The sequence below is a fragment of the Brevibacterium sp. 239c genome (assembly GCF_900169365.1).
Lineage (GTDB): Bacteria > Actinomycetota > Actinomycetes > Actinomycetales > Brevibacteriaceae > Brevibacterium.
On sequence record NZ_FXZH01000008.1, the window covers coordinates 52,455 to 66,929 of the forward strand.

The following is a 14,475-nucleotide window of genomic DNA, read 5'->3' on the forward strand; positions in this document are numbered from 1 at the left end:
ACCGATGTTGCTGAGCGATTTCGAGATCACGACTATCGACTATCACACGGCCGGAGAACCGTTTCGGATCGTCGCCGAGCTTCCCATGTCGATACTCGGGGCCACCGTAGCCGAGAAGCGGATGACTGCGATCAACGACGAGGAGATCGACGGACTGCGTCGGCTGCTCGTCAGCGAACCGCGGGGCCATGCCGATATGTACGGCGGTTTCATCACTGAACCCGATGACGGCGGCGCCCATTTCGGGGTCCTGTTCTGGCACAAGGACGGCTTCTCGACAGCCTGTGGTCATGGGACCATTGCCCTCGGCGCCTGGGCGATCGAGTCCGGTCTCGTCGCCGCTGACGCCTCGGGACTGACCGATGTCGTCATCGACGTACCCTCGGGCAGAGTGAAGGCGAGTGTGCACACCGATGCGCTCGGCCTTGTCACCTCGGCCGACTTCGTAAACGTCCCCTGCCGGCTCATCGCGGCAGATGTCGAAATCGAGGCCGGACTCTTCGTCGACCTCGTGTGGGGCGGGGCCATCTATGCCTGTCTCGATGCAGATCGTCTCGATGCCGACCGGTTCTCTTCGGACTCAAGCGGTGACGGGCTCGCTGTGGTCCCTGGGAACGTCAACGAGCTCATCGCCCTCGGCAGGCAGGTCAAAGCCGCCCTCGCCGATCATCCGCTGACGAGGCACCCCGATGACGAGCGGCTGAGCGGGGTCTACGGAACGGTCATCGTCAACCGCCTCGGCACACTGCCCGGAGGTGAACTTCACCAGCGCAATGTCACCGTCTTCGCCGACGGTCAGGTTGACCGCTCTCCCTGCGGGTCGGCCACAGCGGCGCGTATCGGGGCGTTGCACAGCACTGGAGAGCTGGCGGCCGGTCAGGTGCTGATCCACGAGTCGATCATCGGCACCAGGTTCCGAGCTCGGGTGCTCACAGAGACAGTGGACGGAGTCGTCCCGATCATCACTTCGAGCACGCACAAGATCGCCACCTGCACATTCGTGGTCGATCCGCGCGACGAGCTCGTCCCCGGATTCGTCCTGCGCTGACCGGAAGCCATCCGGCACGTCCTCGTCGGTGACACTTCTGGCAGGAGCTCCAAGGCGAGCCCCTCTGCGCGGCTTGCTACCGCTCCACCACGAGGTCGCTCAGTGGTGTCGAACAGCAGGGGAGGAATTTGCCGGCCGCGATCTCCTTGGGGCGGATGCCCCCGGCGTGGTTCATCTCGACCTCGCCGCTGACCAAAACGGACTTGCATGTGCCGCACATGCCTTCTTCACATGAGGAGGGGAAGACCATGCCTGCTTCGACGGCCGCGTCGAGGACCGTGGTCTCAGGGTCGCAGTCGACGTGCTTGCCGCTGGTTGTGAAGTCGATGCCGAACTTCGCGGCCACCGAAGCGCCGCAGGCGAGCGCCGAGGCACCCTCCGCCTCGGCGACCTGTCCCTTCCGTGCCAGCCGGTCGGCCGGGGTCGTCGCGAAGACGAAGGACTCTTCATGCACTCGGGAACCGAGGACACCGAGCTCGTGCAGCATGATTCGGACCGCGGCCATGTAATCGGCGGGACCGCAGACGAAGGTCTCGCGATCGGCCAACTCGGGGACCACCTCGGCGAGGGTCTCCCGGGTGATGCGGCCACGGCGGCCAGCCCACACCTCGGCGACTCCCGCCTCGGATGCGGAACCTCCTGCCTCGGATGCGCAGTCCCGGGAGCACATGGTCACCACGTTCACGCCTGGAACCTCAGCCAGCTGCTCGAGCTCGGGGCGGAAGATGATGTCGGCCGGAGTGGCCGCATTGTGGATGAGGACGATGTCGGTCGCAGTTCCCGCCGGTCGGGCCAGCAGGGATCTCACCATCGACATGATCGGGGAGATGCCCGAGCCGCCGGAGACGAACAGGTGCTTCGCAGCCGGGTGGAAGCTGGTGCTGAACAGACCGTAGGGCCCATCGACGTGGACGCGGTCGCCGACGCTCAAGACATCGTGGAGATAGGTCGAGACCGCGCCGCCGTCCACGCGTTTGACGGTCAGGGTGAACGTGTTCGTTCCGAACGGCGCCGAGGCGATCGAGTAGCAGCGCTCACGCTCGAGCTCGGGGATACGCACCGTCACGTACTGCCCGGGCTCGAAGTCGATCCTGGCCATCCAGGGAGCGAAGAGTTCGAAGCTCTTCACGTTGTGCGTGACCTCGGTGATGGCCACGCATTCGACCATCCCCGTCAGTTCCGCGTCGACGTCGGGGACAGCGGCGCCAAGGCCGGGAGCTGTCGCATCAAATCCGGCGTGCAGCGTCTCCTGGTCGATGGTCATCAGCCCTGCCCTCCTGTTCCGGTGCTCTGTGAGCTGTTGTGTGCTCGGTGAGCCTGCAGTCGTTCGATGTACCAAGTGCAGAACTCCTCGAGGTCACTCTCCGTGGGCGCATAGGGGCCGGGGACGTAGGCCGGGGATGAGATTCCTCGGTGGGCCTTCGCGCACAGGGCAGCGTCCTGCTCATTCGTCTTCACCCAGACGGTCGTGAGGTTCTCCACGTCGTAGTCGACGCCTTCGACGGCATCTTCGTGGACCAGCCAGGTCGAGCGCACTCGCGTAGTGTCGGGGCCCAGCGGGATGACGGAGAAGGTGACCGCGTGGTCGCCCATGAAGTGGAACCAAGCGTTGGGTTGGGTGTGCATCGACAGCCGTCCCAGTTCAGGGGTATCGAGTTCTCCCAGCAACTTCGCCGAGGCGGCCGCCCCGTCCATCGTGTAAGACTCTCCTTTCCCGTCGAGGGCGGCCCGTTCTATCCGGAAACCAGTAGGACGACCGCTGAGTTCTTCGATGAGCTGAGTGGGCAGATTGTTGCGTTCGCTGTTGGTCCGCAGCCGCTCTTCAGCATCGAGGTAGCGCTGATAGGCGGGCTTGAGTCGCTTCGGGACGGCTTCCGGCGCGTAGCCGTAGGTCGGGAAGAACGTGCATGTCAGCTCCGGGTGGCCGGCCTCGCAGTGATAGCACTCGCGGTTGTTCTCCATCACGAGCTTCCAATTGGCGTGCTCGATGAGGTCCACCTGGGCGGCGACTTTTGTCTTGCCCAGGGCGTGCGGTTCGATGTAGGGCGCGATCCGGTCGGCCACCTCGGCGAAGTCCTCTGGAGGATTCTGCGCCAGGCAGATGAAGACGAGTCCGGAAACGACACGGACATTGACCGAGCGCAGGGAGAAACAGGTCCGGTCGAAGCCGGGAGCCTGGACGCCTGCGGACATGAGATCGCCCTCGGGCGAGTAGGTCCACTGGTGGTAGCTGCAGACGATGTTGCCCACGGAGCCGTTGGTCTCGGACAGGAGGCGAGCGCCGCGGTGGCGACACACGTTGTGATGGGCGCGAATCTCCTCGTCGTCATCGCGGATGATGATGACCGAATAGTCGCCGATGTCGAGAGTGACGAAATCGCCGGGCTCGGGCACCTCGGCCGCCGCCGCTGCGAAGATCCATGTCGCTGCGAACACTGCATCGATGTCCCTGCGATAGAACTCCTCGGAGATATAGAACGGGGCGTCCAGGCAATAGCCGGGCCGACGGCCGTCGATGAGCCGGTCTGGATCGTCTGTTCGGACTTCGTCTGTTCGGGAAGCATCTGTTCGGGGATCAACTTCGGGTGCCAAAGTCATCGGTGTCACCGCCTCGCTGCGATTGCTGCTGTTGCTGCCTAAAGCCAGTGTCCGCCGGAAGACTCACGAATAAAAGCGAATCTTTTTCGACTTGATCGTGCAACAATATTGCATGATCGATCAGCGTCTCCACGTGCTCCGAGTCCTTGCCGAGGTCGGCACTGTCACCGAGGCCGCGCACCGCCTCGGCTATACACCCTCTGCGGTGTCTCATCAGCTGCGATCACTGTCCAAGGACCTCGGTCTGACCATCCTCGAACAGCGTGGCAGGGGCCTCGCGCTCACCCGCGTGGGCCAGCTTCTGCTCGAGAGGACGCAGGAGCTCTTCACCCGGTGGGAGGAGATCCGGGGTGAACTCGCCGAGGCGGATGCGGGTGGCTCCCTGCGGCAGAGGCGTCTGCGACTGTGTGGCTTCTCGACCGCTGCGGCGACTCTGCTGCCGCCGACCGCCGAGAGGGTGAATGAGATGTTCCCCGATTCGCACGTGACCATCATCGAAGCCGAACCGGAGGAATGCTTCGAGCTCCTTGTCACTGAACAGGCCGATATCGCCGTGGTGGTGGCCACGGATCCGCTGCCGCCGCGCAGCGATGTCCGGTTTGAGCAGAATGCCCTTGTCAGCGATCGTCTCGATCTCCTCGTGCGCAGCGATCATCGCCTCGCGACTCGCTCTGCGGTGTCACTGAGTGAAGCCGCGGAGGAGAGCTGGATCCTCGACCGCCCGGGTTCGCCCTACTACCGATTGGTGCGAACGGCCTGCGCAGCAGCCGGGTTCTTCCCCGAGAACGCCCACCAATCACGGGAATGGGAAACGGGTGCGGCCCTGGTTTCGGCCGGATTGGGCGTGGCCCTCATCCCCCGCCTGGCCAGACTGCCCGAGGGCTACGATGTGGCCCGCGTCCCGCTGCGCGGGGACCCCGTTCCCTCTCGGAAGATCCTCACTGGGGTGCGCAGCGGCTCCGCCGGACAGCCGATCATCACCGCCGCACTGAAGATCCTCCACGAGGTCGCCGCCTCGGTGGCTCAGCGCGGAGTGTGAACGGGTTGAGCTTCGCCTTGTTCGAGGTCTCACATCCGGGAAGGCCTCATCTCAGACGAGAGCTGACCAGCACCTGCCCCCACCTCTCACCGTCGGTACCTTGTGCTCCCCATCGTATCGGCACCTCGGCGCTCTTGGTCCGCCCTGCCGTGGCCGGACTGTAACGAACACGCCAGCCTTTTCGCATGCCGAAGAGCATTCACATGCTGACCAGGGGTGACATAAGGTCAGTTCCAAGACCGAGCCACTGTTCGCAGTCCCACCCGCAAAGGAAGTGCACACCGATGGACAACGTGAAGTCCCTGGACACCGAGACTGTTTTCGCCACGCTGACTCCCGCCGAGGCGGTTGCTTCCCTACGGGAGGCACTCGCGGGCGATTTCGATCCCAGCAATGACATCCCGCGCACGATCAGCGACATCTCTGCCGGGAACATGATATTCATGCCCTCCGAGATCGGGGGCTGGGTCGGCGTCAAGCTCGCCGGCGTCTCCGTCGGCAATCCCGAACGTGGCCTACCGCGGATCATGGCCCAATACCTCATGTATGACAGCACCACCCTCGAACTGCGGACCGTCATCGATGGTGCCGCTCTGACGACCCTGCGCACCCCGGCCGTGTCTCTGGCCGCGGTCGAACCCGCACTGAACAGGTTCACACAGCCGGTCAACGTCGTGATCTTCGGTGCCGGACCGCAGGGAACGGGGCATGCCGATACCATTGCCGATGTCCTCGACGTCGAGCTCGCCGATCTCACCTTCGTCGTCCGCTCCCCCGATCGTGTCACCGCCGATGTCCGTAACCGCGGCAAGGTGCTGCAAGCTCAGACCGCCGAGGTGGACGAAACGTTGCGTGTCGCCGACATCATCGTCACCGCCACCACCGCCAGCGAACCCCTGTTCTCAGCGGATCTCGTCAAGCCCGGTGCCGTGGTCATGGCCTGTGGCTCCCACGATCCCCACTCACGTGAGCTGCCAGCCGAGCTCTTCACCTCGGCGCTGGTGATCGTCGAAGACCTCAGCAACGCTCTCAGGGAGGGCGGCGACGTCGTCCTCGCGATCTCCGATGGAGCACTGGACGCGGATTCACTCGTGACCATGAAGCAGTTCAGCAATGGCGAGGTCAGCGCCGATGCTGACCAGACGGTCGTCTTCAAGGGTTCAGGCATGTCCTGGGAGGATCTGGCTGTGGCCACGAGGCTGGTCGGCAAAGCATGAGTCCTTCTGCCGAAGGAGCAGCAGGAGCCGAGGGAGCCGCGGGGAACGCAGGTGAGCTTCGCCGCAGCATCGGATTGACCGAGCTGGTGTTCATCGGCTTGGTGTTCATCGGCCCGGCGGCGGCTGTGGGCGTCTTCGGCACGCTCGACGCGAACTCGGGCGGGGCGGTCGCTCTCGTATATGTCGTGGCCACGATCGTCATGTCGTTCACCGCGGTCAGCTATATGCGGATGTCGCGGGAGATCCCGCGGGCCGGGACGGTCTTCGCCTACGCTTCGACGGGAATCGGTCCACGTGCCGGGTTCACCGCCGGGTGGATGATCCTCCTCGACTATCTGTTCATCCCGTCCGTGGCGTACCTGTTCACCGGCATTGCTCTGAACTCGATCTTCCCGAGCATCCCGGTCTGGCTGTTCACCGGCATCGCCGTCATTCTCACCACCGGGCTCAACCTGGCGGGCGTGAAGATCGCCTCACGGGTGATCACGCTGGTCGTGGTCATCGAGGTGCTCGTGCTCGGACTGGTCCTCGTCCTCGGCATCATCTTCCTCGCCGCCAACGGGCCCAGCAGAGATTGGCTGTCCCCGCTGACAGGCGTGGGCGCATTCTCACTCGCAGCGGTTCTGGCCGCGGTATCCGTGGCCGTTCTGTCCTACCTCGGCTTCGACTCCCTCGCGACCTTCGCCGAGGAGGCCAAAGGTGGGCCGAAGATCGTCGGACGCGCCACCCTCATATGCCTGGTTCTAGCGGGTGTCTTCTTCGTGGCGCAGACCTGGGTGGGCAGTCTGCTCTCACCGGTGTCTCCCGCTGAGCTGCAGGCCCACCCCGAGCTGGAGGGCGCTGCCTATTACGATGCCGTCGATGCCACCCTCGGGTCCTGGGTGCACTGGCTGTTGGCCTTGGCCAAGGCGGTCGGTGCCGCGTTCTCCGCCATGATCGGGCAGGCCGCCGGCTCACGCATTCTCATGGATATGGGCCGCAACGGCCAGGTGCCGAAGTTCCTCGGTCAGGTGTCCCCACGCACCGGTGTTCCGTGGAAGGGAATCCTCGTCGCGGCTGCTGGCAACGTCATCGTCGCCGGCTGGGCCACGACCCGGGCAGACGGACTCGACCAACTCACGTCCATCGTCAATGTCGGCGCGCTGACCGCCTTCATCTTCGTGCAGACCTCGGTGGTCGGCTACTTCCTCGTCAAACGACAGGGCTCCGAGACGCCGAGCTGGTTCAAGCACGGTCTGATTCCGATTGTCGGCGCGGCCCTGCTCGTGATCGTCCTCGTCAGTGCGAATCGCTTGGCACTGATCATCGGCGCGATCTGGTTGGCCCTCGGTCTCGTCGTGTATCTGGTACGCAACCGCAGACGGGTGTGATTGCGGGGACCAGCTTCGACCGGGGGAGAGTCGCGTTCAGTCCTGGAGCCGGGTTGTGCCATCGATCCCACCTGAGGTGTTGAGCTGCTTGGCATAGCAGTAGTCGGCGCCCAGACCGTGTGAGGAGCACCAGGAAAGCGCTTCCTCTGGATCATCGTATCCGATTCCCACAACGGTGACCCAGAAGTTGTCTTCTTTGAAGCTGGCGAAATCGCCAGACCAGACCAACTGCACGCGAGGGTATTCTTCCCGCAGCTCTTGGTGTTCGGCGAGGATGTCCTTTTCCTTCCAGACCTTCCCTTCTGCCTCCAGATCCAGCCTCTTCGAGCTCAGCTGCGGCACCCATTTTCCGTTGAGGTCGGCCTTCACGCTGGGTCTGTCACCCTTGATCAGCTGATCAAGTGCTTTCGCAGGGTCGTTCGACAGTGACGGTGATTCCGAAGGCTCGGGGCTCTCTGAGGGGCTTTGACTCGACGAGGCTTCATCGCCCGGGCTCTTCGTCGCCGATGAGGCGGGCGCCGCGACCGTGTCACCATCGGAGTCATTGCCGAATAGAGTAGCTGCGCCCCACCCGATTCCGAGTGCGACGAACACGATGAGAACCACACCCATCGCGATAAGCCCCTTCCGACTGCGGGGCTTCTCTGCCGGTGCGGCGGCATAGGGTCCTTGGCCATATTGGGCGTTGGCGTTCTGCACCGGCGCCTGCTGGTGGTGTGGGTACTGCTGATATTGCTGGTACTGGCCCTGTGGGGCCTGCGGCGAAGCGGATTCACTCTGCGGGCGCTTCGGCCTGGGGTACGGGTGCGCTGGAGGAGGGGGAGGCGTGGGAGTCGCAGCAGACCCATCGCCCCAACCAGCGTTGGAACGCTCTTCCGGTTGACCCCAACCGTTGTTCGACTGCTGCTCCGGCTGGCCCCAGCCGTTGTTGGCCTGTTGATTCCAGCCTGCATCCGACTGCTGATTCCAGGCTGTATTGGGCTGCTGCTGCGGAGAGTTCGCCCCAGGTCCTTGCTGACCGTTGCCGTTCCATGCATGGTCGCGGCCACTCCCGGATGGAGGCGGGTTCTCACTCATCAGCGGCTCTCGATCTTTCTTTGCGAAATAAGTCCGTTAAGACAACTTCGATGGTGCCACAATCCTAATATAGGATTGCCACTACAAAATGAATATACAGTCGAACAATGACTTATATCCACCTATAGAACCACTCGCCTGCATCGCAGCAGGCCCACACGGATGAAGGACCTGACATGAGCGACTCATCTCACGACGCCAAAGACAACGGAGCCGCGGACGAGTCGAGCAGCGCTGCCGCTGAGGAGCCGAAGAGCACAGAGACGTCTCCCGTCCCGAAAAAGCCTGAAGAATCCCCCTCCGCTGAGCCGGACTCAGATGCTTCATCTGCTGAATCGGAAACTGTTGCTGACTCTGAAGCTGCCACTGGCTCAGAAAATGACGATCCGGACTCCACAGCTCGATTCGCACCTGGCTGGAACCAGGACAACCAACAGCAGTCTCACCTTTATGGCTCAGGACCGCAGAGCGGATCACCACGTCCAGAGTTGGGAACGCCCCACCCGAACCAGGGCTCTCCTGCTTCGGGACAGGGCACGCCATATCCTGCGTACGGCTCTCCCCATGGACAGCAGTATCCGGACCCGAGCTCGTACTACTCTCAACCGGGCAGTCAGCCGAATGGGTATCCGGGAAGCCAACCCGGTGGATACTTCGGCAGCCACCCCAGTGGATACCCCGGCCGCCAACCGGGTGGACACATGGGCAGTCAGCCCGACGGCCATCTCGGCGGTCAACCTCAGGGAGTTCCCTATCCTCAGCCGCCCCAGCAGCCTCAGTATCCTCAGCCTCAGATGTCTCCGTCTGCGGCGAAGTACCTGTCAGCATTCGGCCAGGGATCCACATGGCGCAGCGCTCTGATCCCGGCTGGGCTTGCGCTTCTGGTCGGAATCATCGTCTCGATCATCGTCGCGGCGCTGCTCACCTCGATGGGCGATTTCACGGATCTTGCTGAAGAGACAGGCTTCAACACCGACGGAATCAGCTATGCGCTGCCCTTCGTCCTGCTGGCAATGTCTCTATTCGGTTCGGGTGTGTTCCGCTTCAATGTGCAGGCTGGAGACATGGGCCAGGCAACCGGCAGCTTCTTCGCCTCCGGTGCGCCGTTGCTCATCACCATCATCGTCATCGGTGTGCTGTGGTGGTTCACGAAGCGCAGCGAGCTGAAATCACCGTCGCCCAACCGCGGCATCACCTGGATCCGCATCGGAATCACAACCTTGGCGATGGCCCTCGTTCTGCTTCTTCTCGAGGTGATTTTTGCGGCACGCTTCTCCATCACGGAAAGCGGCGGCGTGATCGATCTCGAGTTCTCCGCTGTGACCGTTCGTTCGTTCTTCCTGCCTCTGCTCGCCGTCCTCAGCACCAGCATCTGCGCGAGGATCGCCGGGCACTTCAAGGGCAGCGAGGCCATCGGTGCTCCCTTCCTGCGGTGGCTCGTCCCGCCTATTCTCGTGACGTGGACCCACCTCATCGTGACCACCCTTGCCCTGTCGGTCGTCGCGATCTTCATCATACCGCTGTCCTTCGACATGCCCTGGCAGACGATTCCTGCACTCTTCATCAATGTGGGTCTGATCCTCACCATGCTCGTCCACCTCGGCGGAGTCAGTGCCACGTCACAGGGGGACATGATGGGATACGACTCTGGCGGATTCTCGGAGTCACTGACCATCTTCAGCCGCGAGGCGCCCGGGCAGCTGTGGATCGGGCTGCTTGCCGTCGTGGCCGCCATCCTCGCCGCAACATTGGTCGCCACCGTGACTCGTCGTCCCTATTGGACAGTCACTGGCGAGGACAAACAACAATGGACCACTGCGTGGAAGATTCCGTTGGCCTTCTGCGCTATCTGGGGGCTGGTCTCGGTGCTGGCGGTTCCCCTCCGAATTCACTTTGAGGGGTCTGCCGAGGCTGCGTCGATGTTCGATAGTTTCGGCACCGCCCGTGCTGGTGTCAGCCCTCTGGCTTGGTCGTTCCTCATCTTTGCCGTCTGGGGTGCTGTGATCGAGGTTCTGTCGAGGACCCTCGGCCCGCGGCTTGTCCTGACCATTCCAACGGTCGCGAAATTCTTCGCTGGGCGGGCCGTCCACCCGCACTGGGGCCAGGCTCTGAGGATGAGCGAACCACGCCATCCCCTCATCCATCCTGACGCCGTCGCCGGTCGCGGAGCCGGAGTCGGCATGACGGCGGCTGGTGCCGGTGCTGCCGGCGCTGCTGCGGCATTTGGCAGCCAGCCCGGATCGTTTACCTCAGGCACCGGTCCAACCTCCGTTCCTGGTTCGGCCTTGACTACTGGTTCTGCCCCGACTCCTGGAGCAGATTCTTCGGGCTATTCAAACGTCCCGCAATCAGGCTCCCCTACCCCTACTCACGCTGGACCCGGGGCGTACCCATCTGCCGATGCCACCTACCCGATGTCTACTCCTCCGAGTGGGGCCTATTCCACAGCTGGCTCGCCCCCACCTCCCGGACCAGCACCAGCCAAGCCCTTCGACAAGAAGAAGGCCACTCTGGTCGGTGTGATCAGCGGCGCGGCGGTTCTCGCAATCGTCGCCGCACTCATCGTCGTCACGCAGATCAACGGGAACACTTTCAGCCCCGAGGCCGCCGTTGAGAAGTACTTCTCGGAACTCTCCGATGGAGATGCCGAAGGCGCGCTGAAGATGGCCGATGTCGACGTACCCACCGAGCAGCGGCAGCTGCTCACGAACGACGTTCTCGGTGCAGCGAAAGCCCTGCCGAAGGACGTCACCGTCGAAGATGCTGATGTCAATGGGAACTCGGCGACAGTGACCGCGACCTACGACGTCGGAGGCAGCAAGGGCACAACGAGCTTCTCACTGCACAAGGCGGGCAAGAAGGCACTGTTCTTCGACGACTGGAGGCTGCAGGTACCCGAGCTCTTCTACCTCTCCGTCGAGACTCCCGGCCTGGACAAGGTCAAGATCAACGGCATCGATATCGAAACCAATGAATCTGCCCTCTCACTTCCCGCATTCCCGGGAATGTACACCATCGGGCTATCCGAAGAGACTGACCTGGTATCCGCAGACGAGATCGAGGCCCGCGCGTTCTTCGCTGAGGAAGGAGATATGGAAGAGTACGAGCCCGCAATGCTCGCGGCCCAGCCCACCGATGCTTTCCGCACCGAGGTGAACAAGCAGGTCAAGACGCTCATCGACAGTTGCGCCAAAAAGACCGTCGCCCAACCCGACGGCTGCCCCTTCGGCTCCTACAGCGCCGAGAGCCACGACGCGACAAACATCAAATGGTCGATCTCTTCGTATCCGACGGCCAGTGTGGGCGATTCGTCGGGCGAAGGCTACTTCGACCCTGAAGAATCCACCGGACCGAACGGTGGTCCAGCCTGGCCGATCTCGACCGAGTCGACAGGTGAGGCATTTGTGACCGGAAAGTACGAGTCGTACTTCGATGAGTCGGAGACCCTTGATGACACTGTGACGTTCTCGGTCGACGGAACTGCCGAAATCGTCGACGGCAAGGTCGTCATCAACATCGAAGGTGACTCGTACGGCTACTGATCAGGAGTTGAGCCTCGGCAGCAGATCCAGGCCTTCGGCCAGATATCGCTCGTGATCGGCGGGCGGCACCATGGCACCGCCCGTCAACCAGACCAGATGCGTAGCGTTTGCCCATCCGTCACCGCCCGACCCGTCATCGCCCGACCCGTCGCCCTGCCCCTCTCCCTGCCCCTCGCCGAGGTGGTCCATCGTTCGCCAGGGAACGGTCAGTCCCGCGGTCGCCGATGGTTCGACATCGAGGCCTTCGGTCTGGTGGAGCACTGCCACTCCCGCCTTGATGACCTCGTCGGTGACCGTAGCGAATCCCGAGATCAGAGGGCTGATGACCGGACCGATGAAGCGCGAGGGTCGTGCCACAGCCAAACCGTCGGCGGCTGTGGCTCCGCTCAGGCCGATGTCCTGAACTGAGATCGCGCTGTGCAATCCGGTTCTCACGCCGAGGAACATGGCGGGTGCTTGGCTCGGCTCGACGAAGATGGCGTGCACAGCGTCGCCGAAGACGCGTTTGAGTCCATAGGTCACTCCGCCGGGTCCGCCGCCGATCCCGCAGGGCAGGTACACGACCAGAGGGTGATCAGCGTCGACGGCCACTTGTGCAGCCTCGAACTGTTCTTTGAGACGCAGAGCCGCCACCGAATACCCGGCGAAGAGACTGCGTGAGTCTTCGTCGTCGACGAAGTGAGTGCGCGGCGCTCCTTCGGCCGATGTTCGGCCGGCTGACACCGCTGCCACGAAGTCACCGGCGTGTTCGATCACCTCGACGCCGTGACCGCGCAGGAGCTCCTTCTTCCATTCTCGTGCGTCGGCCGACATGTGCACAGAGGCTGCGAAGCCAAGTGCCGCACTGAGGATGCCGATCGACAGCCCCAGGTTTCCGGTTGAACCAACAACGATCCGGTGAGTTGCGGCGAGCGCGCGAAATTCCTCGGAGCTGTAGGTGGTGGGCTCGTTCGTGCTCAGTCCCTGTTCGGCGGCGACCGCCTCGGCGTATTCAAGTACTTCGTGGAAACCTCCACGGGCCTTGATCGATCCACTGACCGGAAGGGCATCATCGCGCTTGAGCCACAGCCTGCCGGGAAGTTCGACACCGAGGCGCTGGTTGAGATCGGCTTGGGCAGCATCGGCAGGAACAAGAGCAGATTCGATGATCCCCTCAGCGCCTGAGGTCTCCGGGAAGGCTTCAGCGAACCATGGAGCAAACCGTTCGAAACGCTGCGCGGCCGCACCCATGATTCCGGGATTCACACCTGTTCGGCGTTCCGCATCGGCTTCGAAGCTCGCGGCCATACCCTGAAGTACCTCGGCTGTGGGGTCGAGGTCGCTGCGCAGCCAGGTTGTCGGTTCACCGGCTGCTAGGGACCGGATCACCGGGTCGGCTGCATCGAATTCGATCTCAGGGTTCGGCTGAGACTGTGATTGAGGGGTCATACGGGCAGACTCCGGTTCTGAGCAGTGTCGAAGGACTCAATACGCTGATCTTATCCCTGGGGTTCGGAACTCAGTCCTTATTGATGTCCTTCGCTTCTTCCAACACATCCGCGAGTTCGCCGAGCCAGTCGGTGTAGCCGTCGTAGGTGTAGGCGCGTTTGTCGTCCCAGGTGCCGAGCTGTTTGTGCTTGACCGGGGGCAGACTTTTGAAGATGGGGTTGTCCTCGTAGTCGGTCGATGCGTCGTGGACGAGAATGACGTCTGCTGGGTAGTCGCTCATCTTCTCCCAGGAGACTTCGGCCCAGCTGGTGTCCTTCCCAGACTCGGGCCCAACGAGATTCAGACCGTCATCGGTGAGCATCTTCGCGACACCCAACTTCTTGGCTGTGTAGTTGATCTCGGGGCTGAAGTTCGCGAGCAGCACGGTCAGCCAGTCCTTGTCAGCAGTGATGTCGCGGATTCTCTGTCGAGCGGCATCGAATGCTTTGCGCTGCTGTGCGATCTCCCCAGTCTCAGTGTCTCTGCCGAGCGCCTGTGCGATCGCGGCATATTGGGCAAACATGTCCTCTGGCGTTCCACCGTCGAGCTTGACCGGGACAAACGGAACGAGCTTCGCCACCTGGTCTTTCAGCTTGTCGTCCCACCATGTCCACCCATCGCCTTTGTCATTGCCATAGGCGATGATGATGTCGGGATTCGTCGCCGCGAGGGCTTCGAGGTCGAACTCCATATCGGTGCCGACGACTTCTACCCCTGTCTGGTCAAACGACTTTCCGGGGGACTCATTCTGACCGAAGCCGTAGACGGCTACCGGCTTGATTCCATAGGGGGCAAGCGCCGCGGCGGAGTAGAAGTCCATTGCGATCCGTTCAGCTGGGCGGTCCAGCTCAATGGTGAGGTCATCGTAACCTTTCGGACTATAGGAGAAGCCCTGCGTCCCGGTTGTCCCTGTGGTGGCAGCTTCACTCCCGGGGCTGCCGCAGGCGGCAAGGGCGAATGGAGCGAGTACGGATAATGCGAGCAGTTGGCGGCGGCGCATGGATGACCTTCCGGTATTCGTCTGTGCTGCGATCGGTGGAATCGAGCGAGGGGGTGAACAATTCGTTTGGCACGCAGCTGGATCTTCGTCTGGTGAGCAGCTGAACGTCACCGATCG

At 62.7% G+C, this 14,475-nt stretch carries 10 protein-coding genes; 5 read left to right on the forward strand and 5 right to left on the reverse strand.

Translation table 11 applies throughout. From position 1 onward, the window contains the following. The first annotated feature begins 4 nt into the window (after positions 1 to 4). Entirely contained in the window at positions 5 to 1,048 is a 1,044-nt protein-coding gene (locus tag BSP239C_RS09280; protein ID WP_101572157.1) for a proline racemase family protein, read from the forward strand. Between the two features lie 76 nt (positions 1,049 to 1,124). On the opposite strand, the gene BSP239C_RS09285 is transcribed toward BSP239C_RS09280, so the two are convergent. Next, the gene (locus BSP239C_RS09285) at positions 1,125 to 2,312 is read right to left on the reverse strand and encodes a hybrid-cluster NAD(P)-dependent oxidoreductase (protein WP_101572159.1); all 1,188 of its coding nucleotides are present in this window, start codon (positions 2,310 to 2,312) and stop codon (positions 1,125 to 1,127) included. Then, the gene (locus BSP239C_RS09290; RefSeq protein WP_219618874.1) at positions 2,312 to 3,646 is read right to left on the reverse strand and encodes an SRPBCC family protein; all 1,335 of its coding nucleotides are present in this window, start codon (positions 3,644 to 3,646) and stop codon (positions 2,312 to 2,314) included. The genes BSP239C_RS09285 and BSP239C_RS09290 overlap by 1 nt, the downstream gene beginning before the upstream one ends. Before the next feature lie 112 nt (positions 3,647 to 3,758). On the opposite strand from BSP239C_RS09290, the gene BSP239C_RS09295 reads away from it, so the two are divergent. The 3 genes from BSP239C_RS09295 (at position 3,759) to BSP239C_RS09305 (ending at position 7,272) form a co-directional block, all read left to right on the forward strand. After that, positions 3,759 to 4,685, forward strand: a complete 927-nt coding sequence (locus tag BSP239C_RS09295) for a LysR family transcriptional regulator (protein WP_101572161.1) — start codon at positions 3,759 to 3,761, stop codon at positions 4,683 to 4,685. 284 nt (positions 4,686 to 4,969) lie between these two features. Then, positions 4,970 to 5,902, forward strand: coding sequence for an ornithine cyclodeaminase family protein (locus BSP239C_RS09300; protein ID WP_101572163.1), 933 nt, complete (start codon positions 4,970 to 4,972; stop codon positions 5,900 to 5,902). Continuing rightward, complete coding sequence (locus BSP239C_RS09305) at positions 5,899 to 7,272, forward strand: APC family permease (RefSeq protein WP_101572165.1); 1,374 nt, start codon at positions 5,899 to 5,901, stop codon at positions 7,270 to 7,272. Before BSP239C_RS09300 ends, BSP239C_RS09305 begins: the two co-directional genes overlap by 4 nt. Positions 7,273 to 7,308: 36 nt before the next feature. Here the strand turns inward: BSP239C_RS09305 and BSP239C_RS21105 are convergent, their stop codons facing one another. Next, positions 7,309 to 8,349: a hypothetical protein gene (locus BSP239C_RS21105; protein WP_257930146.1), complete on the reverse strand. Its 1,041-nt coding sequence runs from the start codon at positions 8,347 to 8,349 to the stop codon at positions 7,309 to 7,311. Between the two features lie 794 nt (positions 8,350 to 9,143). Between BSP239C_RS21105 and BSP239C_RS09315 the strand changes: the two genes are divergently transcribed. Beyond that, the gene (locus BSP239C_RS09315; RefSeq protein ID WP_101572340.1) at positions 9,144 to 11,891 is read left to right on the forward strand and encodes a hypothetical protein; all 2,748 of its coding nucleotides are present in this window, start codon (positions 9,144 to 9,146) and stop codon (positions 11,889 to 11,891) included. On the opposite strand, the gene BSP239C_RS09320 is transcribed toward BSP239C_RS09315, so the two are convergent. After that, on the reverse strand, positions 11,892 to 13,319 hold the full coding sequence (locus tag BSP239C_RS09320) for a D-serine ammonia-lyase (RefSeq protein ID WP_101572167.1): 1,428 nt from the start codon (positions 13,317 to 13,319) through the stop codon (positions 11,892 to 11,894). It lies immediately after the preceding gene. Between the two features lie 70 nt (positions 13,320 to 13,389). After that, positions 13,390 to 14,358: an ABC transporter substrate-binding protein gene (locus BSP239C_RS09325; protein WP_101572169.1), complete on the reverse strand. Its 969-nt coding sequence runs from the start codon at positions 14,356 to 14,358 to the stop codon at positions 13,390 to 13,392. Positions 14,359 to 14,475 lie beyond the last annotated feature (117 nt).

Excerpts from the sequence above, each read along its gene's own strand:
- BSP239C_RS09300 (WP_101572163.1), top strand. The coding sequence starts at position 4,970 with ATGGACAACGTGAAGTCCCTGGACACCGAGACTGTTTTCGCCACGCTG.
- BSP239C_RS09280 (WP_101572157.1), top strand. The coding sequence starts at position 5 with ATGTTGCTGAGCGATTTCGAGATCACGACTATCGACTATCACACGGCC.
- BSP239C_RS09305 (WP_101572165.1), top strand. The coding sequence starts at position 5,899 with ATGAGTCCTTCTGCCGAAGGAGCAGCAGGAGCCGAGGGAGCCGCGGGG.
- BSP239C_RS09290 (WP_219618874.1), bottom strand. The coding sequence starts at position 3,646 with ATGACTTTGGCACCCGAAGTTGATCCCCGAACAGATGCTTCCCGAACA.
- BSP239C_RS09285 (WP_101572159.1), bottom strand. The coding sequence starts at position 2,312 with ATGACCATCGACCAGGAGACGCTGCACGCCGGATTTGATGCGACAGCT.
- BSP239C_RS09315 (WP_101572340.1), top strand. The coding sequence starts at position 9,144 with ATGTCTCCGTCTGCGGCGAAGTACCTGTCAGCATTCGGCCAGGGATCC.
- BSP239C_RS09295 (WP_101572161.1), top strand. The coding sequence starts at position 3,759 with ATGATCGATCAGCGTCTCCACGTGCTCCGAGTCCTTGCCGAGGTCGGC.
- BSP239C_RS21105 (WP_257930146.1), bottom strand. The coding sequence starts at position 8,349 with ATGAGTGAGAACCCGCCTCCATCCGGGAGTGGCCGCGACCATGCATGG.
- BSP239C_RS09320 (WP_101572167.1), bottom strand. The coding sequence starts at position 13,319 with ATGACCCCTCAATCACAGTCTCAGCCGAACCCTGAGATCGAATTCGAT.
- BSP239C_RS09325 (WP_101572169.1), bottom strand. The coding sequence starts at position 14,358 with ATGCGCCGCCGCCAACTGCTCGCATTATCCGTACTCGCTCCATTCGCC.